The organism is Photobacterium sagamiensis, from assembly GCF_050337085.1.
Classification (GTDB): domain Bacteria; phylum Pseudomonadota; class Gammaproteobacteria; order Enterobacterales; family Vibrionaceae; genus Photobacterium; species Photobacterium sagamiensis.
The window spans coordinates 20,521-42,488 of sequence record NZ_JAKJSP010000054.1 but is presented as its reverse complement, the minus strand read 5'-3'; the positions used below and the strand labels follow the sequence as shown (position 1 = coordinate 42,488).

Annotated in this window: 20 protein-coding genes; 18 read left to right on the top strand and 2 right to left on the bottom strand. The window is 44.1% G+C overall.

Going from position 1 to position 21,968, the window contains the following annotated elements; genetic code table 11:
• Nucleotides 1–129: 129 nt before the first annotated feature.
• Nucleotides 130–387 carry a hypothetical protein gene (locus L4D76_RS22605; protein ID WP_428443128.1) on the bottom strand — a complete coding sequence of 86 codons (258 nt, stop codon included), beginning with the start codon at nucleotides 385–387 and terminating at the stop codon, nucleotides 130–132.
• 661 nt (nucleotides 388–1,048) lie between these two features.
• Here L4D76_RS22605 and L4D76_RS22600 point away from each other — a divergent pair.
• From L4D76_RS22600 to L4D76_RS22525, 16 genes are all read left to right on the top strand, one after another.
• A complete protein-coding gene (locus L4D76_RS22600; protein ID WP_428443136.1) occupies nucleotides 1,049–2,422 on the top strand; it encodes a PqiA/YebS family transporter subunit in 1,374 nt (457 codons plus the stop codon).
• Nucleotides 2,415–4,061 carry an intermembrane transport protein PqiB gene (gene pqiB / locus L4D76_RS22595; RefSeq protein WP_428443127.1) on the top strand — a complete coding sequence of 549 codons (1,647 nt, stop codon included), beginning with the start codon at nucleotides 2,415–2,417 and terminating at the stop codon, nucleotides 4,059–4,061. The genes L4D76_RS22600 and pqiB overlap by 8 nt, the downstream gene beginning before the upstream one ends.
• Complete coding sequence (locus L4D76_RS22590; protein WP_428443126.1) at nucleotides 4,061–4,660, top strand: PqiC family protein; 600 nt, start codon at nucleotides 4,061–4,063, stop codon at nucleotides 4,658–4,660. Before pqiB ends, L4D76_RS22590 begins: the two co-directional genes overlap by 1 nt.
• 194 nt (nucleotides 4,661–4,854) lie before the next feature.
• Nucleotides 4,855–5,835 (top strand): phosphotransferase, encoded by a 981-nt coding sequence (locus L4D76_RS22585; protein ID WP_428443125.1) that lies wholly within the window; start codon nucleotides 4,855–4,857, stop codon nucleotides 5,833–5,835.
• 4 nt (nucleotides 5,836–5,839) lie between these two features.
• On the top strand, nucleotides 5,840–6,769 hold the full coding sequence (locus tag L4D76_RS22580) for a 3'(2'),5'-bisphosphate nucleotidase CysQ family protein (RefSeq protein ID WP_428443124.1): 930 nt from the start codon (nucleotides 5,840–5,842) through the stop codon (nucleotides 6,767–6,769).
• A 518-nt stretch (nucleotides 6,770–7,287) separates the two neighbouring features.
• On the top strand, nucleotides 7,288–8,589 hold the full coding sequence (locus tag L4D76_RS22575) for an MFS transporter (protein WP_428443123.1): 1,302 nt from the start codon (nucleotides 7,288–7,290) through the stop codon (nucleotides 8,587–8,589).
• Between the two features lie 229 nt (nucleotides 8,590–8,818).
• Nucleotides 8,819–9,862 (top strand): type 2 periplasmic-binding domain-containing protein, encoded by a 1,044-nt coding sequence (locus L4D76_RS22570; protein ID WP_428443122.1) that lies wholly within the window; start codon nucleotides 8,819–8,821, stop codon nucleotides 9,860–9,862.
• A gap of 59 nt (nucleotides 9,863–9,921) precedes the next feature.
• A complete protein-coding gene (locus L4D76_RS22565) occupies nucleotides 9,922–10,362 on the top strand; it encodes a tripartite tricarboxylate transporter TctB family protein (protein WP_428443121.1) in 441 nt (146 codons plus the stop codon).
• Between the two features lie 17 nt (nucleotides 10,363–10,379).
• Nucleotides 10,380–11,876, top strand: a complete 1,497-nt coding sequence (locus L4D76_RS22560) for a tripartite tricarboxylate transporter permease (RefSeq protein ID WP_428443120.1) — start codon at nucleotides 10,380–10,382, stop codon at nucleotides 11,874–11,876.
• Nucleotides 11,877–11,904: 28 nt separating this feature from the next.
• On the top strand, nucleotides 11,905–13,245 hold the full coding sequence (gudD, locus tag L4D76_RS22555) for a glucarate dehydratase (protein WP_428443119.1): 1,341 nt from the start codon (nucleotides 11,905–11,907) through the stop codon (nucleotides 13,243–13,245).
• A gap of 17 nt (nucleotides 13,246–13,262) precedes the next feature.
• Nucleotides 13,263–14,033, top strand: coding sequence for a 2-dehydro-3-deoxyglucarate aldolase (gene garL / locus L4D76_RS22550; protein ID WP_428443118.1), 771 nt, complete (start codon nucleotides 13,263–13,265; stop codon nucleotides 14,031–14,033).
• Nucleotides 14,034–14,054: 21 nt separating this feature from the next.
• Complete coding sequence (gene garR, locus L4D76_RS22545; protein WP_428443117.1) at nucleotides 14,055–14,942, top strand: 2-hydroxy-3-oxopropionate reductase; 888 nt, start codon at nucleotides 14,055–14,057, stop codon at nucleotides 14,940–14,942.
• 57 nt (nucleotides 14,943–14,999) lie between these two features.
• Complete coding sequence (locus L4D76_RS22540) at nucleotides 15,000–16,151, top strand: glycerate kinase (RefSeq protein WP_428443116.1); 1,152 nt, start codon at nucleotides 15,000–15,002, stop codon at nucleotides 16,149–16,151.
• A gap of 40 nt (nucleotides 16,152–16,191) precedes the next feature.
• The gene (gene garD / locus L4D76_RS22535) at nucleotides 16,192–17,745 is read left to right on the top strand and encodes a galactarate dehydratase (protein WP_428443115.1); all 1,554 of its coding nucleotides are present in this window, start codon (nucleotides 16,192–16,194) and stop codon (nucleotides 17,743–17,745) included.
• A 148-nt stretch (nucleotides 17,746–17,893) separates the two neighbouring features.
• Nucleotides 17,894–19,000 carry a sugar diacid recognition domain-containing protein gene (locus tag L4D76_RS22530; RefSeq protein WP_428443114.1) on the top strand — a complete coding sequence of 369 codons (1,107 nt, stop codon included), beginning with the start codon at nucleotides 17,894–17,896 and terminating at the stop codon, nucleotides 18,998–19,000.
• 731 nt (nucleotides 19,001–19,731) lie between these two features.
• Complete coding sequence (locus L4D76_RS22525; protein ID WP_428443113.1) at nucleotides 19,732–20,100, top strand: spore gernimation protein; 369 nt, start codon at nucleotides 19,732–19,734, stop codon at nucleotides 20,098–20,100.
• Here the strand turns inward: L4D76_RS22525 and L4D76_RS22520 are convergent.
• The gene (locus L4D76_RS22520; protein ID WP_428443112.1) at nucleotides 20,097–20,504 is read right to left on the bottom strand and encodes a nitrous oxide-stimulated promoter family protein; all 408 of its coding nucleotides are present in this window, start codon (nucleotides 20,502–20,504) and stop codon (nucleotides 20,097–20,099) included. The genes L4D76_RS22525 and L4D76_RS22520 overlap by 4 nt on opposite strands.
• Before the next feature lie 240 nt (nucleotides 20,505–20,744).
• Between L4D76_RS22520 and L4D76_RS22515 the strand changes: the two genes are divergently transcribed.
• Nucleotides 20,745–21,038: a hypothetical protein gene (locus L4D76_RS22515; RefSeq protein WP_428443111.1), complete on the top strand. Its 294-nt coding sequence runs from the start codon at nucleotides 20,745–20,747 to the stop codon at nucleotides 21,036–21,038.
• Nucleotides 21,039–21,323: 285 nt separating this feature from the next.
• Nucleotides 21,324–21,962, top strand: coding sequence for a thiopurine S-methyltransferase (locus L4D76_RS22510; protein ID WP_428443110.1), 639 nt, complete (start codon nucleotides 21,324–21,326; stop codon nucleotides 21,960–21,962).
• Nucleotides 21,963–21,968: the final 6 nt, after the last annotated feature.

Here is a 21,968-nt window from a genome sequence, read left to right as displayed (position 1 = left end):
TAACCTCCCCATCATAAAGCATAAGCCGCGTAGTAATACGCGGCTTTTTCTTTATTCATTTCATTAGAGCACAAAAAAGCCAACAGATTTGCTGTTGGCTCAATTTCACAGTGTGTGATGGTTTACTTATTATGCGGCATCGCATGCAAGATTAGTTTGTTTATTTTTCTCTTGCTGCATTTTTGCAAGGAAGTAAATATTTACACAAGCAATAAAACCGTTTGTTACAACCACTGGCATTGCATCGATCATAAAACCGTAAGTTGTGAAAAGTACACAACCAACGAAGTTCAGAACACGAAGCCATACGATGTCTTTCATCATTAGTGAAGCTGCCACCATTAGTGACGACGCATAGCCCAATATTTCAACTGTGTTGAATTCCATAATGTTACCCTCTAGTTTTGCCAATCACCTCATCATGAGTCTGTTATCAATTCTGCGATTGATATAAAGGGGGAGATTCCTTGCCCCGAATGGTCTTGTGCATGAATTATGATGAAACTATAACAGCACTGAATGTGATCTTGAACAGGTAAAATTGCGCAAAGGGAGCGTTAGCGATTACGCAAACGTTTGGCTTTTAACTTTATCCATTTCTTTACCTAACAGTAACAATTTATAGTGATATTTGTTGCTTATGGTTTTGCCGTAAACCGAACAAAGAGGCCGAAATACTACTGTTTAGCCAGAAATCATAAAAATGCGATGATGGGCGTGTTGTAACCATGCAATGGCCACATACGATAAAGCGATTAGTTAATGCCTTCCTCTAGCGTTTGCTTGAGTTGCGACCAATTTCTGATAAAGCTTTGATAATGCTTTGATAATATTTGAAGTAATCATTGAGCTAATCAATGAGGGTTAAGCTTAAGTTAAGCTGCATTTGATAAGTTGCCCTCTAAAATATGCCGTCAGTACTGCTGAGGGGAATATACATTTCTTTATATCTTATTGTATGTATTGATTTTATCTTACCTTTTATCTGCTGTTTATCTGAGTATTTCCATTAATGAGGTAGTAAGTGTTAAGTGAACCAAACTTGCACATGACACAATATCAGACACCAGAAACGATGATTGCCTGCGAAGAATGTGGATTAGTGGTCGCATTGCCCGAGATGTCTGATGGGCAAAAAGTACAGTGTCCACGTTGTCACCATACCCTGCTCACCCAGATCAGCCTGCCATTCGAGCGTCCTTTTGCATATGGCATCGCGTGCTTAATTATGCTGGCTCTGAGTCTCAGTTTTCCATTTATGTCATTCAGTGTTCAAGGTGCTACGCAACAGATTACCTTGCTGCATGCTATTGAAATGTTAAAGCATTTCGAGAACAGCTTGTTAGCCTTGCTGTTGTTATTTACGGTTGTGGTGTTGCCTGCTGGCTATATTACTGCGGTGCTGTATTTGTATCGTAAAGCATCGCGACATCGTCATACCGGTAAAGTTAACGATGGACTGCGTTTTACCAAATGGTTGTTCAGGGCTGTTTTTCGGATCGAGCCCTGGATCATGGTTGACGTGTTTTTGATTGGTGTTCTGGTCAGCCTGATTAAAATTGCCTCACTTGCCGATGTCGGCTTGGGCATGTCATTTTGGGCCTTTTGTGCTTATACCATGTTGTTGGTTAAATGCGTGTCGATGGTTGATCGTATTTGGTTATGGCAACAGTTTATTCCGATACAAAGGTTAGAAGACGTAAAAGCCGGTGATAGTCATATGTCTGCGAATCATGTCAGCTGCCATACCTGCTCACAACTGAATCCTTTACCAGAAACGGCACATGTAAAATGCAGTCGCTGTAACAGCGCATTACACCACTACAACCCCAACCAGAACCTGCAACGGTCATGGGCGTTCCTTATTACGTCGGCGGTGTTTTATATTCCGGCCAATTTATATCCGATTATGTATACCGTCAGCATGGGTAACAGTGAAGGTTCAACCATTATGGGTGGGGTTGTTTTGTTGTGGCAGCTTGGATCGTACCCCATTGCGATGGTGATTTTTCTTGCCAGTGTCGTCATTCCCCTTGGCAAGATTTTTTCTTTGATCTGGCTCTTTATCTGTGCCCGGCGTACCACCAGTGGCAAATCAACAAAACAGGCGATTCAGCGATTACGACTATATCGCATGACTGAGTTGATAGGTCGTTGGTCGATGATTGATATTTTTGTGGTAGCTATTTTGGTTGCGCTGGTCCAGTTACAAAACCTGATGGCGATTTTTCCCGGACCGGGGGCACTGTCGTTTGCCGTTGTGGTGATATTTACCATGTTGTCGGCAATGACATTTGATCCGCGTGTCTTTTGGTCATCATCAGACAATAAGCAGCAACAAACGACCATTCGTGCTGGTTCAGAACATGACACTAAGTTGACAGTTATTTCTAATTTTAATGAGAAGCCTGACTATGAGTGATAACAAGCCCGCAAAGGCTGAAGTACAAAATATAAAACAGATCTCAACGATATGGTTGGTACCTATTGTTGCAGTAGCAATAGGTATTTGGATGCTGGTTCAGTATGTCGGGAGCAAGGGGCCGGAAGTGACCTTAAAACTGAAAACAGCGGAAGGGATTGAAGTTGGTAAAACGGAAATTAAATCGCTGAATGTCAAAGTGGGGGTGATCACCAGTGTGAAGCTGAGTGATGATTACAGTTATATTATTGCTAAGGCCGCGATGAATAAAGATGCCGAGCGCATGCTAAAAGAAGATACGCGATTTTGGGTGGTGAAACCGCGTATTGGTAAAGAAGGTGTTTCAGGATTAGAAACGCTGTTGTCGGGTTCTTATATTGAACTGCAACCCGGGGTTAAACCTAAAGAACAGCTGCGTTTTACCGTATTGGAAACACCACCTGTTGCACCTGCAGATGCTAAGGGGTTACGTTTGGTTTTGACGCATCGTGAAGCGGGAAAATTAGGGGTGGGTGATCCGGTACTGTATGAAGGTTTTACGGTTGGCCGGGTTGAGAAGGTGAGCTTTGATACAACGACCAAGAAGGCGAACTATCAGCTGTTCATTTTCCAACCGTATGACAGTTTGATCCGCGATCATACCCGGTTCTGGCTAACATCTGGCGTTGATATGCAGATGTCGGCGGAAGGCTTTAATTTGCAGATTGGCTCGATTGAGTCACTTATTACGGGCGGGGTAAGCTTCCGAGTACCGAAAGGCTCAGAAGAAGGTGAACTCGTAACCACGCAGATGAGCCAATTCAAGTTGTATCATAATCTGAAACAAATGCGTGAACGCAACTTCGAACAGTATCTTGAATTCGTGATGATGTTCGATGAATCAATACGCGGGCTGAAAGCAGAAGCACCCGTTGAATATCGCGGTATTCGTATTGGTACGGTGAAAAAAGTGCCTTTGCGTATGCCGACAAAAAATGAAGGATTTGCGACAAAGCAGATCCCTGTATTAGTGCGTATTGAACTTGAGCGTATTCACGATCATATGAACTATGAATCGTTAGATGAAATGAAGCTGCGCCTGGCGCGAGAATTCAAGCAAGGTCTGCGGGCGACACTGAAAACCGATAATCTACTGACGGGGGCGCTGTTCATTGATATCGAGTTTTATCCGAAAGCAGAAATGCCTGAGATCGTTAAATATGACGGCTACGTTCTCTTTCCTACCCATGCGGGCGGCCTTGCTGAAATACAGAAGCAAGTAAGTGGCTTTCTTAATAAATTTAATGATTTGCCTGTTGAAGATACATTAACGGCACTGACCAAGAGTTTGAATGCGTCTCAGAAGACGTTAATGGCCGCTGAAAAGGTTGCAAACGATCTGAATGCATTATTAGCGCAGAATGATACACAGGCGATCCCTGGTGAGATCCGTGAAAGTCTGCAACAGATCCAATCAACGCTGAATGGATTTGGTCCGGATGCCGCTCCTTATCGTAATTTCGAAGAAGCCTTATCTCGTTTTGAACAAGTGATGTCTGAATTACAACCGGTGGCGCGACAATTGAACGAAAAACCTAACTCTTTAATCTTCAGTGGTGAAAACGCCGAAGATCCGATCCCGGCGGGAGGACATCAATAATGCAAAAGTGGTTATTACTATTGGTCGTAGCATTAACAGGTTGCAGCAGCCAGCCAGAAGCGGTAAGTAACACTTACTTGCTGCCGGTCAGTGTGCAAGGGGATGCGGCTCAGAGTGGGACAAACCAGCCGCTGCTGGTGGTGCGTCCGGTGGAAATGGCAGAACACCTGGCAGGCGCCGGTCTGGTCTACCAGATCAGTGATACAGAGGTGGTACAGGCGCGGCAGAACTTGTGGGCGGAAAGTATCTCGGATCAATTAACCCGCAAGATTAAAGATGATCTGCGTCTTAAGCAGTCGGCATATTGGCCAACGGAGCTGAGCCCGGCCTTCTCGGCGGTCGGGTTGCCAAGGTTGCAGGTTAAATTAAATCAGTTTAATGGCCATTACTCGGGTAGGGTAAAAGTCAGTGGTGAGTGGTTAATGCTTGATGGTAAAGGCAAGTTGCAAGGTGTCTATCCATTCCACTTTCAGGTGCCTCTGGAAAAAGACGGCTATGATGCTCAGGTTAAAGCCTTGTCTGAAGGCATGTCTCGCTTAACTTCGCAGATCGCTCAAAAACTGTCACCGATGCCGGCGACTGTGACTGCAAAAAGGTAGGCTTTATCCCTTAATCATTTTTGCAAGTGTATCTAATACCAAAAGGGAGGCGCCAAGTGCCTCCCTTTTGGTATCTGGTATTAATAATAAACAATAAATAATAAACAAAGTCTCGGCGTATTTAGCATAATAGTCACCTATCCTCAGTACTATTTTGTACACTATTGCCAATGATTATTATCAATGAGCAAAGTATGGCAATCTCTACCGATGTTTTGCACAAAGTCGCTCAAGCTGTTGGTGCCGAGACCGTTGCCAGTACGCAGTTAATCCAATCGTTATGGGGCGGATACGGAGAGCTATTTCGCGCCACGCTTATCGGTAGCCAATATCCCTCGGTGATCGTCAAGCACATCAAATTGCCCCAACCGAAACACCACCCTCGTGGTTGGAATACAGCGACATCACATCAACGTAAGTTAACTTCCTACCAAGTAGAAGTGAACTGGTATCAGCACTTTGCCAATCAATGTGTCGAGCAGTGCCCGGTACCAAAATGCCTGTTTGTTGATGCGAAAGATGGTGAAATCCTGCTCATTCTGGAAGATCTGAACTTGCTTGGTTTTAGTGAGGTGCAAAAAGAGGTTGAACACGCACAGGTGAAAGCCTGTTTAACCTGGCTGGCTTACTTTCATGCCCAGCATCTTGCAGCAGAGCCTAAGGGCTTATGGGCCTGCGGCACCTATTGGCATCTTGATACACGCCCAGATGAGTTAGCGGCTTTAACCGATTTAGCGCTCAAAGACGCTGCAGATAAAATTGACCAGGCATTGAAGAGCTGTCGTTTCCAGACACTGGTTCATGGCGATGCCAAACTTGCCAATTTCTGCTTTACTCCGGCAGGCGATCACGTTGCGGCTGTTGATTTTCAGTACGTAGGCAAAGGGTGCGGTATGAAAGATGTCGTCTTGCTGCTCAGCAGCTGTGTACCTTTTGATGAATGTGAAAACCGTGTCCCTGATCTGCTAGATCATTATTTTGCCAAACTCAAACATGCATTAAGTGAGCTGCAACCACAGGTTGATCCAGAGCAAGTTGAGCAAGAATGGCGGCCGCTTTATTGTGTGGCATGGGCGGATTTTCAGCGTTTCGTCAAAGGTTGGTGTCCCGGCCATTGGAAAATAAATCCCTATACCGAAGGCTTAACCCAGCAAGCGTTAGCCCAGTTGAGGTAACACCATGATGCTTTCCTCCCAGCAACTGCAGCAATTATTACAACTGGCAACACAGGCCGCGTTAAAAGCGGGCGAATACATTGCCAAGTTCGACAGAACACAACTGCACGTCAATCAGAAAAAAGCAGGTAGCAGTTTGAGTGCGCAGGTGGTTACTCAGGTGGATCTTGATAGCCAAGCCATCATTCTTGATATTCTTCAACCCAGCATCAAAGCGTTCGATTTTGCGGTGCTCAGTGAAGAAAATGCCAGTGAGAAAGATGTATCCGGTCACCCTCGGTTCCAGAAGCCGTATTATTGGTGTATTGATCCGCTCGATGGCACCTTACCTTATATCGAAGGTTCGAATGGCTTTGCTGTCTCCATTGCGCTGGTGGAAAAATCGGGTAGGCCCATCATTGGCGTAGTACACAACCCAAGTACAGGCGATACGTACCAGGCAATCAACCATGATTACAATCGTAATGTTGAAACTGAGAAAGTGCTGAAAAACGGTATGCCCTGGCAACCAAAAGCTGACAATCACTATTTGACGTTATATATCGACCGCAGCTTTGAAAAAGACCCGCGTTGTGCTCTCTGCATAAAAAAACTGGAAGCGTTCGTTCATCAACAAGGGTATAGCAGATTGAAGATAGTAAATAGTTTCGGTGCTGTGATGAATGCTATCGGGGTATTAGAAAATGCACCTGCTTGTTACCTCAAACTCCCTAAATCCCAAAAGGGAGGCGGTAGCCTTTGGGATTTCAGTGCCACTGCAGCTCTCACCCAAGCCTCAGTAACCGGATGGGTGAGCGATATTCATGGTGAACCATTAGATTTTAATCGCCCTGATTCCAACTACATGAACCACAAAGGAGTGTTGTTTGTGAGCGGAGTTGAGAGTGAAGCACTGCTGCAATTGATGAGGGAGTGTGGTGGGTATATGAGCTAATAATATTAGCACTAGTACCTTGACTCATTAATTATGATTGATTGAACAGATTAGTTTTTTATCGATGAAGCCAAACCGTCGTCATCCTCGCTCTTTGTCATCAATTAAAGCGCTTAATGCTGATCTTTTCATTATCGATTGGATTTACAGTAGCGATTATCGGGGATCCACAGTCCACTGAACCTTCCATGCATGATGGATCCCTGATAACCGCCAGGTAAGTTTTGAGAAAGCCTACAAGTTCAGAGTTTGGCGGTTTCTGGGATGACGGACTTTAAGCGTTTCAATCAATCATCTTCACTGTGTTTAGGTACTCGTTAATTAAGTAGCAATCTAAAAATCGTATTAGCTATGCTAGGGTTTTTGTTTGTTTTATAGTTGGTTTGATATTTATTATTAGAGATAAACCTAACAAATAGAGTCCGCTAATTTAAAAGTGTGATGTTGCAAATGTTTCTGGATAAGATTTTAGTGTAATGATCACTGACTAATGTTGCTAGTATGGAAATGGCATTCACTTGTATATCGCGAAGAACACTCATTCTAAAAATTCTCACGTTACCTTAGCTTTATTATTTATCATCACAAGCATATTGTATGGAGGTCGTGGGATATTATCTATTGCTGGCGATTCAATGTCAGATGAGCTTAATATTAGTGCTACGGATCTAGGTGTATTGTTTTCGGCATTTTCATGGTCATATGTTGCATTGCAGATACCTGGTGGTCGTATACTCGATAAATTCGGTGCTAATCGAGTGTATTTTTTTTGCATTTTGATGTGGTCTGTTTTAATGGCACTCCACGTGATTAGTGATTTTAATCTTTTTCTTGCTAGCCCTTTTTTATCCATCGTTATCTTGCGACTATTTATTGGTGTGGTTGAAGCTCCTGCATTTCCTGCGAATAGTCGAATTGTTGCTGATCAGTTTCCAGTAGACAAACGAGGTTTTGCATCTTCTGTATTTAGTTCAGCCCAGTATTTTTCCGTCGTCGTTTTTGCCCCGCTGCTGGCTTGGCTTACCCATAATTGGGGCTGGAAATCGGGTTTTATGTTACTCGCTGTTTTGAGCTTTATTGTGCTCATGATTTGGCCTAAGTGCATTGATATACGTGTAGACAAAGAGCAGCACGCTTTCACGTCGAAGCCAACTTCTCGGCGCAGATTATTCCCAACGATATGGACGCTTTTACGCCATCGTGTTTTCTTAGGAGTCTGCTTAGGACAGTATTGTACAACCGCAATTACGTTTTTTTTTCTTACTTGGTTTCCTGTGTATCTCATTCAAGACAAAGGGATGGATCTTCTTCAAGCCGGGGGGATCTCTGCAATTCCTGCTATTTGTGGATTTGTTGGCAACTTGTTAGGTGGAAGAACTTCAGATGCTTTGCTCCGGCGTGGAGTCGGACTTAACCTTGCACGCAAAGTGCCCATAATTACAGGAATGCTATTGTCCAGTTGTATGGTGATCACCCCAACAATTTCTGAATCAACTTGGGTGGTCATTATTATGTCAATGGCATTCTTTGGTAAAGGGTTTGGAGGACAAGGTTGGGCCTTGATTTCTGATATAGCACCTAAATCAGAGTATGGCTTATGTGGTGGGATATTTAACACCTTTGGAAATCTAGCGGGAATCGTGACACCGATTGTTATTGGTTTCTTGGTTGCTGAGCAGGGAAGCTTTGATAGCAGTCTGATTTACGTTGGTATTCACGGGATAGCCGCGATTTTGTGCTTTAGCCTAATTGCACGCGACCTTTCACCAATTGAAATTAAAYGATTTGAACGATTTACGTACATGAGAGGGGGATGTTGAGCAGATCCAGCTCTCATTTTTAGCTTTTCTGTGAATTGGATGAGGTGCTGTTGTTCGTGTGCACAAAAAACGTAGCGGTAATTTGGTTGATATCTAGTCGTCTTACCAATGTGTTTGTGAAAGTAGAAGGTCATAATCTTGTCAATGCCTAGTAAGTTCGAGCTCCTACACCGAACTGATGTTGTTGGGCTTTTGTACCTATTTAATTTTAATAACGACAGGTATTACTATGAACAAGATAATGACATCCCTCAAAACAATAGCTTGTGCTTCGTTACTGGCACTTCCTACGGCAAGCTTTGCTGATGAGGCTCCAGATTTTGGTAACATTCGTGTAGTTATCGGATCCAAATCAACAGGTGGTGATACCTATCAGGTATCAAGTATCATTTCTTCAGCGCTAGCGGACAAATTAGACACTAACGTAAAGGTGGATGCCGTGGGTTCAAGTGCTGCATTTAAAGCACTCAAACGTGTAAAGAATGGCAGTACAATCATGATATTCCATGACCAATCCTATCTTGGGAAATTGTACGGAAAACGCGGTTACTACGATATTTTTGATGATTTTGTCGTTGGTCCTACGTTTGCTATTAACCCTGGTAATGCTTACCTGGCACCAAAAAACTCTAAATTCAATAACGTTGAGGATGTCGTAGAGGCTGCTGGTAACGGTCAAAAAATTCGTGTGGCCATTCAACCTGGTGGTGTGTCTGAAATCGGATATAGTGCGATGAAAAACGCCGTAAAACTTAAGTATCCAGGCAAAGAGGGCAATGTCGTTGCGATAAATACGGGTTCGCAATCCGACAAAAACCAGCAGCTTTTTGATGGTTTAGCAGATGTGATTCAAGGCAGTGTTCAAGCGAATGAGCAATATACTCGTTTAGATAAATCCGACCAAAAGGCGATGAAGTTTTTATGGTTGACGGCTCGAAAAGAAACGATTGAACAAACCAATAAAGAAGGATTGGGTGCTACGACTCGCGAAGACCTATTAGAGTATGTTACGCCCAATGTACAAGTCCCTATGGACGCGACGACGGAATTCACGTTCGATAAAGAATTCTTCTTTCTGTATAACAAGAAAACCGATCCAAAAATTATTGCTCATCTAGACAAAGTGTTGGCTGAGATTTTTGAAGAGGGTGTTGTTGATGAGACCATGAAGAAATCATTCTTTATTCCAAACTTTAAACCTTCTCCAGAAGCACAGGTGTACTTGAAAAATAAAAATGATCAGTACAGCAATGTAATTAAATCGATGCAGTGATTCTAATTTGCAGCTGTTTTTCAGCTGCATTATTCCTATACCAGTATTGAGGCAGAGCTATGTCTGAGTCTTTTTTTGCACTGTTAGACGTTTCGGTAGATTTTGATACTTCTCAATGGTTCTTTCCTAAAATAGTTCTAACTTTGATGGCGCTATTATTAGCGGTGATATTTATCTTAGATAAAGATAAGATTATATCTAACGTTAAGACGTTGCTTAAATTTAAAGAAAGTAATAAAAACACCAATATAACTAAGATTGTACTATCAGTTGTTTTATTGATTGTTTATTTTCTGAGTATGGAATGGCTGGGGGAATTATTCCCAAATACCGGCTATGGTTTCTTAATAGCCTCTATTCCGTTTATGTTTGTTCTTTCTTTATTCTACCTTCCTAAGGTGGAAAAAAATGAAATCATAGCCGTGTCGATTAATTCGATTATGTCTCCAGTTATCGCTTGGTACACGCTTGGTGTTGTATTTGGCATTACATTGCCATAGTTATTGAGGGATAAATTGTGGAATTCTTATCGTTATTATCAATAGATTTTTTTGCCTTGATTGCTGTAGGCACTTTGATTGGTATTTTCTTCGGCGCCATACCTGGCATGACCGCGACTTTAGCTGTGGCGGTGTGTTTACCTTTAACCTATTCACTCGATCTAATTAATGGTTTAGCACTGTTATTAGGGCTGTATGTAGGTGGTATTTCTGGAGGTTTGGTCCCTGCAATACTTTTAAATATTCCAGGCACGCCTTCGTCGATTACCACTACCTTTGATGGCTATCCAATGGCTAAAAAAGGGGAAGGAGAACGGGCACTAAAAATTAGCGTTGTTTCATCTCTTTTCGGTGGACTCTTCAGTGCTGCAGTGCTTTTCTATTTTGCCCCGGTTCTGGCTGACTTGGCTATCAAGTTTTCTAACATTGAAAAGTTTTTATTGATTTTCCTGGCCTTAACCGTAATAGCATCGTTATCGGGGCAAATGCTAGCGGGGATCTTCAGTGGTTTACTTGGCGTACTGCTGAGTTTGGTTGGGGCTTATGACATTTCTGTAGGTGGTAATGGCGAGTACCGCTTAATGTTTACCTTCATGGAAGAGTCGTTGGAATCTGGCTTTTCGTTGTTGCCTGTTCTTATCGGTCTATTCGGGTTGTCGACCATCATTAAAGCCGCGGGCCAAAGAAAAAAGGACACTCAATCAGATGACAATATCGACTTAAAAAATAGTGCCAAATTTGAACTGAGTATTTTTAAAGGCCAATTTATTAATCTCCTTCGCTCATCCGGTATTGGTACGTTTGTTGGCATGCTTCCTGGGATTGGTGGGAGTGCTGCGTCTGTCCTTTCTTACACCCAACAAAAGAATGTGTCCAAAAAGCCAGAAAATATGGGGAAGGGTGCGCCAGAGGGGCTTATTTCATCAGAATCAGCAAACAATGGGTTAACTGGCGGTGCATTGATTCCAATGTTGTCACTGGGTATCCCGGGTGACAGTACGACCGCGGTACTTATCGGAGCCTTTACTTTGCAAGGGTTACAAGTCGGTCCGTTGTTTATTGGCGAAAACATGGACACTTGGTATGTGATGATTCTGGCCTTGATTACGGCCAATCTAGTGATGTTCGCCATTATGTTCTTTGCGATTCGTCATGTCGCTAAAGTGGTACTAGTGCCTAAGTATATTCTTTATCCCATCATCGTCATGATGTGTGTCATTGGTGCCTTCGCGATTAACTATGGCGTTATGTTCGATGTTTGGACACTGCTTATCTTTGGTCTTATTGGTTATCTGGCACCCAAATTTGGCATTGAAATTGTGCCAATGGTGATCGGTTTCATTTTAGGTAAATCAGCCGAAGTCTATTTCGTCAAAAGCTTAGAGTCGTATGGAAACCTAAGTATTTTCTTTACTAAGAGCCCTATTGCAGTTTGCTTATGGGTGTTGATCCTTGTTTCAGTCGTTTTCTCAATCATGAGCCGCAAAAGCGCGAATAAAGCAGCAATGGCTTAAGTCAAACTATTCAATCAAAGGTGTTATTGTGGAAGAGATTCAATCAAGCCCCGTTATCCGTGGTGTCAAAGTTATCCCAGTAGCTGGCTACGATAGCATGCTGCTCAACTTAAGTGGTGCCCACTCTCCATTTTTCACTCGTAACCTGGTTATCATGGAAGATAACCATGGCAATACCGGTTTAGGCGAAGTGCCAGGTGGTGAGGCTATTCGGAAAACGCTTGAAGATGCCAAACCTTATATTATCGGTAAGAGTTTGGGTGAGTACAAAGACGTAATGCGCGAGGTTCAAGAAGTCTTTTCTGATCGTGATGAGGCGGGACGAGGACTGCAAACTTTCGATCTTAGAACGACAATTCACGCGGTAACCGCCATTGAATCTGCAATGCTCGATCTCTTAGGCCAGTTTTTGAATGTGAGTGTTGCTTCATTACTGGGAGAGGGACAGCAGCGCGATAAGGTGGAAATGCTTAGCTATCTATTCTTTATCGGTGACCGAAATAAAACGACGTTACCTTATCAAAATCAGGATAATGAAAGTAACGAGTGGTATCGCTTGCGCCATAATGAAGCGCTGGATGCGGAATCGATCGTGCGCTTAGCTCAAGCTTCATATGACCAATATGGCTTCCGAGATTTCAAATTAAAAGGTGGCGTATTGCGACCTGAAGCCGAAGCCGAGGTGATTACCGAGCTTGCCAATGCCTTTCCGGAAGCTCGCGTTACGCTTGACCCTAATGGTGCCTGGTCACTAGATGAAGCGATTCGAATAGGTAAGCAATTGCGCGGGATTCTCGCCTATGCAGAAGACCCATGTGGTGCAGAGTTTGGCTACTCAGGACGTGAGGTGATGGCTGAGTTCAGACGTGCAACAGGTGTACCGACGGCAACCAATATGATCGCGACTGATTGGCGTCAAATGGGGCATGCTATTTCATTACAATCCGTTGATATTCCTTTAGCGGATCCACATTTTTGGACCATGCAAGGCTCCATTCGTGTGGCTCAGATGTGCCGTGACTGGGGATTGACTTGGGGCTCCCATTCTAACAACCACTTCGACATTTCATTAGCGATGTTCACTCATGTTGCTGCTGCTGCACCGGGTGATGTTACCGCCATCGATACGCATTGGATCTGGCAAGAAGGTAATCAACGTTTAACTCAAGAACCGCTGGAAATTCGTGATGGCAAGATAGGTGTTCCAGAAAGACCTGGCTTGGGTATTGAGATTGACATGGCGCAAGTTGAAAAAGCGCATCAACTCTATCTTGAAATGGGCTTAGGAGCCCGTGACGACTCTCTGGGAATGCAATTTCTAATTCCAGATTGGAAGTTTGATAACAAAAAACCATGTTTGGTTCGCTAAAAGGGGAGAGATTCCAAATGAACGAGAAATACTTTCCAAATACATTTCGTCGCCGTTTACAAAAAGGTGAGCCATTAATTGGTTGTTGGTCTGCGTTAGGCAACCCCATCGCCGCTGAGATTATCGGATTGGCTGGGTTCGATTGGATATTGTTGGATGCTGAACATGCACCGAATGACATCCAGACGTTTATCCCACAGCTTATGGCATTGAAAGATAGCATTAGTATGCCCGTTGTTCGTCCTGTCGAAAATCGGCCATCAGAGATTAAGCGTCTGCTCGATATTGGCTTTTATAACTTTTTGGTGCCTTTTGTTGAAAGTGAAGAGGAAGCCAAATCAGCGGTGGCATCGACCCGCTATCCACCCCATGGCATTCGGGGTGTTTCGGTCGGACATAGAAGCAATGGTTTCGGCAGTGTACCAGGCTATTTTGAACAGATTAACGAGAACATTACTGTTGTTGTTCAAATCGAGAGTCAGAAGGCTCTCGATAATCTCGATAGTATTATTTTGGTAGAGGGGGTCGATGGCGTATTTGTCGGGCCAAGCGATCTCGCTGCGGGACTTGGTCACCTCGGTGATCCTAATCACCCTGATGTGCAATATGCTATCAAACACATCATTGAGCGTGCCCAAGCTTTAGGTAAAAGCGCAGGAATTTTAGCCCCAGTCAAAGAAGATGCTCAGCGTTACCTTTGTTGGGGAGCGACAATGGTTGCTGTAGGTGGCGATCTAGGGTTATTGCGAAAAGCAACACAGAATCTTTGCGAAGAGTTTCGCAACTAACCAGACATTAAAGGAATTGTTATGAAAGTTGGATTCGTCGGCTTAGGAATTATGGGTAAACCAATGAGCAAAAACCTGTTGAGTGCAGGTTATGATCTGGTTGTACTGGACCGAAATCAAGCTGCTGTTGAAGAGGTTGTGGCTGCGGGTGCAAGTAGCATCGGCAGTGCTAAAGAAATGGCAAGCGTATGTGATGTCATCATTACGATGTTACCTAATTCACCGCATGTTAAAGAAGTCGCACTCGGGGAAGGGGGCATTTTAGAAGGCGCTAAACCGGGGCTCACGGTGATTGATATGAGTTCGATCGCACCAAAGGCGAGCCAAGAAATCGAGAAAGCATTGAGAGCGGTTGGAGTCAATATGCTTGATGCACCAGTCAGCGGCGGTGAACCTAAGGCCGTTGATGGCACACTGTCAGTCATGGTTGGCGGTGATAAAGCGATCTTTGAGCAGTACTTTGCACTCATGTCAGCAATGGCTGGAACTGTGGTGCATACGGGGGCCATTGGCGCCGGTAACGTCACTAAGTTGGCGAATCAAGTGATTGTTGCGCTAAATATTGCAGCCATGTCAGAAGCACTTGCGTTGGCAACGAAAGCCGGCGTTGACCCAAAGCTAGTTTATCAAGCCATTCGAGGAGGTCTCGCGGGGAGTACCGTGCTTGATGCAAAAGCGCCACTGGTTTTTGAACGTAAATTCGAACCTGGTTTCCGCATTGACTTACACATTAAAGATCTTGCCAATGCTCTGGATACCTCGCATGAAGTTGGGGCTCAGCTGCCGTTAACGGCAAGCGTTATGGAAATGATGCAAGCACTTCGAAACGACGGCTTAGGCGTTGCCGATCATTGTGCGCTCGCTCGATATTATGAACAGTTAGCCAAAGTGACCATCGAGCCAAAATAACCTCTCCACAACTGAGGGGTCGCTCGGCCCCTGTTTTCAATTTAGAGAAGGCTGCCAATGAAAATTGTTATCTCTCCAGATTCCTTTAAAGAAAGTCTTGATGCTCTAACTGTTGCCGACAGTATTGAAATAGGGTTTAAACAAGTTTTTCCTAATGCAGATTATGTGAAACTTCCAATGGCTGATGGTGGTGAAGGCACGCTCCAAGTTTTAGTTGATGCTACACAAGGTCAAATGATGAAAACCACGGTAACGGGTCCACTTGGAGAGCCTGTTGAGGCTCTTTGGGGGATGTCGGCAGATAAGCGTACCGGGTTTATCGAGATGGCTGAAGCCAGTGGAATAGAACGAGTACAAGCTGAGGACCGCAATCCTCTTATCACGACGACTTATGGAACGGGAGAGTTAATCATTGCCGCTCTGGATCATGGCGTATCTCAACTGATTATCGGTATCGGCGGCAGTGCGACGAACGATGGTGGCATTGGAATGATGCAAGCACTTGGTGTGAGCTTTAAAGATGTAGAGGGACAAGAGCTAACTTATGGAGGTAGTGCTTTAAAGTGTCTTGATTATATTGATGTGAGCGGGTTGGATGTTCGGACTCGGCACTGTGCAATTAAAGTTGCCTGTGATGTTACTAATCCATTAATTGGACCAGAAGGGGCATCAAAGATCTTTGGGCCGCAAAAAGGAGCGACACCTGAAATGGTGGCGCAATTGGATGACGCTTTGTCCCATTACGCAGATGTCATGAAATCGTGTTTAAAACGTGATGTTGCAATGCTCCCGGGTGCGGGCGCAGCTGGTGGCCTCGGTGCCGCATTTCGTGCTTTTCTTGGAGCTGATATGCGCCCAGGTGTTGATTTGGTGATAGAAGCATTGAAATTAGAAGACGTGATTCAGGATGCATCACTAGTGATCACGGGAGAAGGCAAGCTCGATGGACAAAGCCTTTATGGCAAAGTACCAATCGGAGTTGCCAAAGTGGCTAAACGGTATAACAAACCCGTTATCGCGATAGCGGGCAGTTTGAGTGAAGACGTCAATGTTGTCCATAGCCATGGCATTGATGCGATATTCAGCTGCTTGCACCAAGTCGGTACTCTGCAAGAAGCGTTATCCAATGCGCAAAGCAATCTCATTCGGGTGTCACGAAATATTGCCTCATCAATGGCCATTGCAATAGCCATTGATAAAGCGGATTAAATGAGTTTTTGAAAGCCTATAAAGAAACCAAGGAATAACGATGTCTGATTCAATCATTTTCTCTCAATTAAACAGCAATATTTATATTAAGGTTCATGACAGTGACAATGTGGCTATCGTTGCTAACGATGGAGGATTAGTTGCTGGGAGTCGCTTTGATTGTGGTTTGGAGTTGATTGGGTTCATTCCTCAGGGGCATAAGATCGCACTGGAAGACATTGCAAAAAAAGGCGAAATCACTCGTTATGGTCAAGTTATCGGTTATGCGGTTAAGTTCATCCCGAAAGGTTCTTGGATTGATGAATCATTAGTTTCACTGCCTGTTGCACCTCAATTGAGCTGTTTAGATAAAGCGACAGAAGTACCCGAACCAAAGCCAGAACTCTCAGGGTATACGTTTGAGGGATACCGCAATGCCGATGGCAGTGTGGGTACCAAGAACTTACTTGGCATTACCACAAGCGTCCATTGTGTCGCTGGCGTCGTTGACTACATTGTAAGGCAAATAGAACAAAAATTATTACCCAAGTTTCCAAATGTGGACGGAGTGGTACCACTTAATCATCTTTATGGATGTGGCGTCGCAATCAATGCGCCTGCCGCAGTGATTCCGATAAGAACCATTACAAATATCTCTCAAAACCCGAACTTTGGTGGTGAAGTTATGGTGATTAGTCTTGGCTGTGAAAAGCTCCAACCAAGCGTACTCACCAAAGGGCTCGATGAAATGCAGTCAACCGTTGTCGAATTGCAAGACCCTAAACATAACGGTTTCGAATCGATGGTTGCTCAAGTTCTACAAAACGCAGAGCACCATCTGAAGCGACTTAATCAGCGCAAACGCGAAACGTGTTTAGCTTCAGAGCTCGTCGTTGGTATGCAATGTGGAGGAAGTGACGCATTTTCCGGGGTGACGGCGAATCCAGTCGTGGGATTTGCATCTGATTTGTTAGTTCGTTGTGGGGCGACGGTGATGTTCTCCGAAGTAACAGAAGTGCGCGATGCAGTACACCTGTTAACGCCAAGAGCTGCCAGTGTGGAGGTCGCAGATCGATTAATTGAAGAGATGCAGTGGTACGACAATTATCTGAAAATGGGACAAACAGATCGCGCTGCTAACCCTTCACCCGGAAATAAAAAAGGAGGCTTGGCGAACGTTGTTGAAAAGGCACTCGGATCAATCGCCAAATCTGGAACCAGCGCTATCTCAGAAGTTCTTTCTCCCGGGCAAAAGCCGACCAAACGAGGCTTGATTTTCGCGGCGACGCCAGCAAGTGATTTTGTGTGTGGTACTCAGCAGCTTGCATCGGGGATCAATATGCAAGTGTTCACAACTGGCCGGGGAACTCCTTATGGTCTGCTTGCTGTCCCTGTCATTAAGATGTCTACTCGAAATGATTTGGCCAACCGTTGGCATGACCTGATTGATATTAACGCCGGTACGATTGCGACAGGAGAAAATACGATTGAGGAAAAAGGCTGGGAGCTGTTTCATTTAATTTTGGAGATTGCGAGTGGACACAGGCAAACGCACTCTGACCGTTTAGGCTTATACAATCAATTAGCGGTATTTAATCCCGCCCCCATTACCTAAAATTGGCTCAATATTGAGTGTAGAAGCAAGAGCTGTGTGCGGTGTTGAACATAGGTATAACTGCCGTCTTGTCAGTAAAAGGCTTTACTGGTATATGTATCAGTAGGTTATGCAATGAGTTGATACTAAATTTATCGGAGATATCCATTTGCAACTCAATATTGAGCTGGCTGAACAGATAGTTCGGCGAGCAAGCACCATTATAGACAAGCCTATTAACGTAATGGACAATCAAGGCATTATTATTGCCTCAACGGATCCTGCACGTTTATACCAAAGGCACGGTGGGGCGCTTATTGCACTCTCTGAACATAATAAAATTGAAATGACCGACGATATGAGTCAAAAGGTCAGTGGAACGAAGCCTGGTATCAATTTCCCTATCATCTTTAATGATATCCCTATTGGTGTTATCGGCATTTCCGGATCCCCAGAAGAAGTTCGCCAACAAGGGGAGCTTGTGCGAATGGCGGCGGAAATGACCGTAGAGCATGCATATATGCTTGAGGAAACACAGTGGAGTGAGCGTCGACAAGAAGAATTAGTGCTTCAATGGATCGACCAGAATGTTGACTTTGACATCCTACACCGGCAAGCAGAGCAGCTGAAAATAGATATTTCAAAGCCCAGGGTTGCGTGTGTTCTGGAGGTCAAAACCAGCCAAGAATACAGTAAACTAAGAAATGCGCTTAGTGGATGGTATCGAAAGCCCTTACGAGCAGAGATATCGAATAAGCAGATAGTCCTTTTGCTTAAAGTCGATGAATTAAGCAGTGAGCAAGAACTGCATTGCGAAGATTGGCTGAGTCTACAACAATATTTAAAGCGCGAATTTCAAGGTGAGCTTAAAGCAGGGCTTGGTTGCTACTTCGACAACTACAAGCATATGGGAAATTCGTTTGAAAGCGCTCAGTCGGCATTAAGCAGTGGAAAACGTTTGTCACCTACGAGTGGATTTTACGAGTTTTCGAAATTGAAGTTACCGTCGTTATTTGAATATGGACGGCCTCAATGGCAAAGGAAGCTCTTGTCTGCGTATATTAATAAATTGAATTCAGAGGATTCGAGCCTGTGCAGTACCTTGCTCATGTGGTTTCGTTGTAACTGTGAAAACAAGATCACTGCAGATGAACTCTATATTCACCGAAATACCTTGCGATATCGCTTGAAAAGGGTCGAGGAGATATTAGGTATAGAGCTCTCGTGTTACGAACATAGAATGTTGGTATATCTCAGTTTAGTTCTTGAGTCTTAGTCAACTTACAGCATCGTTTTTGTTGTCAGCGGAGTGGTACAGTTAGTGTTTTCGGGTTACCACTCGAACTTTTGCTGGCTGCCGAGATTTGATTTCTCTGGCTTGGCCTGAAATGTAACGAGGTGCTGAATAGCCACCGCTGATCCCTGTTTGGATTGAAGAACGGTAACTCCGGCTATAATGATGTCCACAGTAAGGACTATGATGATGATTACCTACACCAATCACTACGTGGGTATTGCCTGATGTGATCACAAATTGAGTTGAAATTGACACGTTGTGATGAGGGGAGGAGCCAAATACTATTCCTGAATGGCTGCCATGATGATGGTGGTGATTATGGTATTTTTTATGCGGGTGAGGCCGGGCATCCGCTGCGGTTGAAAATGCCATTATTAGGGTGAAAATTAGAAGGTATAGTGATTTCATCACTGTCACCTGCAAGGCGGTAGACTTATACTCTAAGTTTATACCAATCTGCCGATGTCACGTTGGATGCGGGGATGATAGCCATCCGCCTTGAGCACCAGACAAGACCAATACTGCTCCATGATGATAATTCTCGACAGTATTAATCAGCGCCTTCGCAAATACATCCTGCGTTAAAGGCACAATAAAGGCAATGTTGAAAAACACATACAAAAAACATGGCTAATGGTTGGGGATATTGGTTTCCATCAGTAAAATAGTGTTTTGCCTTAATACCCTTGATGCTAGAACGGGAGATCACGGTGAGGAAGAGAGTAATCGCAGGCTCGGCATTTGGTGTTATGTTGGCACTGGTGGGGTGCAGTGAAGAGGTTCAGTTAGCCGCTTCACCTGTTAACAATGTCGAGGAAATTAAGATTAGCGCGCAGGCACAAATTGATGTTTATTGCCCGACAGGGATCTGTCAGTTCGATTTATCCTCAAATGAAGCGATAACGGTAACCGTGACCATGCATTACGATGATGCTAAAATGTTTCGCAAAATTGAAGGCGTGAGTGTCACGGGTAAAGCTGGCCCAACCGTTAAAGTATTGGGCGCTAACAGCTTTAGTATGGATCTTTCTGGTGGTAATGAGCCAGAAAACATTCAGGTAGTGGATTATTACCGCTAACTGACTTCTTGTTTATTGCTTGCTCGTTGTTTACGTTTGTGCCGGTTAGATGCGCCGGGTTCTGGTTTTGCAGGAACAGGACGCTTTTCAGCGATAAGATGACGAATAGCCAAAACAGGATGTTTCATTATCATTTTGGGGCCGGCATAGCGCATGATCGTTTGTGACATGGCTTTGTAGTCAGCTTTATAGCAGTGAATAGGGCAACGACGGCAAGTTGGTTTCTGTTCACCGTATGGACAACGGTCTAAACGTATTTGTGCGTAATCAAGAAAGTCTTTGCAATGCTGACAAAGCTCAGACTTCTGATGATGGTCATGGCAATAGATATTCACCATCGCGCGAATGGTTTTAAACTCAGTGTTGAGTGTACCGATTAAGATGTTTGTAGCTGTCGATTTCATACTGTTGCCTAGGGAGCGGAACTGACTTTATCCTAAATTATAAAACCTGTATTTTAAATGCAGTTATAGGGTTAGTGGCTCAAAAGTTGATCTTAAACAGTGATTTATATGACATATTTGAGGGTACATGTTATCAACATGAAAAAATAACGCATTTTGTCGCAATAATCCGACCTTCATGGGTTGATTTCATTGGTGTTGAGCAGTAGTATCCGCTCCTCTTTTTTTATGGTGGTGTATATGAGCAGATTTGAGTGCCTTGAAAGAATCGTCGACGAATATCGTAAGAAAGTTCGTGATTCTGAGTTTAATCGACAGAATGACAGTGAAGTAGCAAAAGTACTTGTACTGCTTGTTGGTAACTCTATGTTCAACCTGGCAGATGAATTTGCTAATTGGGTAAATCGTGGTGGTGATCGCAGCTATGGCGGCAAGTTTTTTGTGTCTAAGCAGTTAATGACTTTGCTTGAGCCTGTAACTTTCCGTGGCGTAACGGTTCGCCGAGATTCGATTAAACTATTCAGAGTGTCGTGATCTGTCTTGTTTCTATCGTTTGTTGAATGACACTCATAAAGAAAAATTGAAGAACAGATTCTCAATCCAGCTTCGCAATTGTTAAGCATGATTGACAGAAAAGGATGCCTCGGCATCCTTTTTTGCGTTTGACGTAGCGAAAAAACGCCTGCTATCAATCTGGTGAGCTTACTCATACCGCCACTTTTGGTAGCTGTAGATTCAGCAAACAAAGTGTGGTCAACTAATTGCCAATCGGTATATCCGTAAAAGTCAGTCTAATAAGAAACAGAAACAGGAACAAACATGAACGCAGAATTTTGGCATAGCCGCTGGGCTGAAAATCGTATTGGTTTTCACCTGAATGATACCAACCCGGCGCTAACAGAACATTGGCACGCAGTGAAAGCGACGCGTGATGACCGTGTTCTTGTACCTATGTGCGGTAAATCAATTGATCTTATCTGGCTTGCTCAACGGCACGATAACGTTATTGGCATTGAACTGAGTGACATCGCCGTGAAAGCGTTCTTTGCAGAGCAGCTCTACACGCCAATGGTGAGTGGGGTAGGCGCCGAAACGGTTTATGAGTTTGATGAAATCACCATTCATTGCGGTGACTTTTTCTCGGCACGGGTTGAACCCGTTGATGTGGTTTATGATCGTGCGGCATTAATTGCGATGCCACAAAATATGCGCCAGATGTACGCAGAGCGTCTGCTGGCGTTGTTGAAAGAAAGTGGGCGTATCCTATTAGTGACGCTGGATTATCCGCAGGAGCAGCTTGACGGGCCTCCATTCAGTGTTTCCAAAGAGGAAGTCGAGAGTCTGTTCAAAGATTGTCGAGTGACTCATCTAGCGCGTGATGATGCAGATGAATCGCATCCCCGACGTCAGCGCGGCTTAACCCGCTTTGCTGAAGAGATCTGGTTGATCGAGAAGTGATCGAAA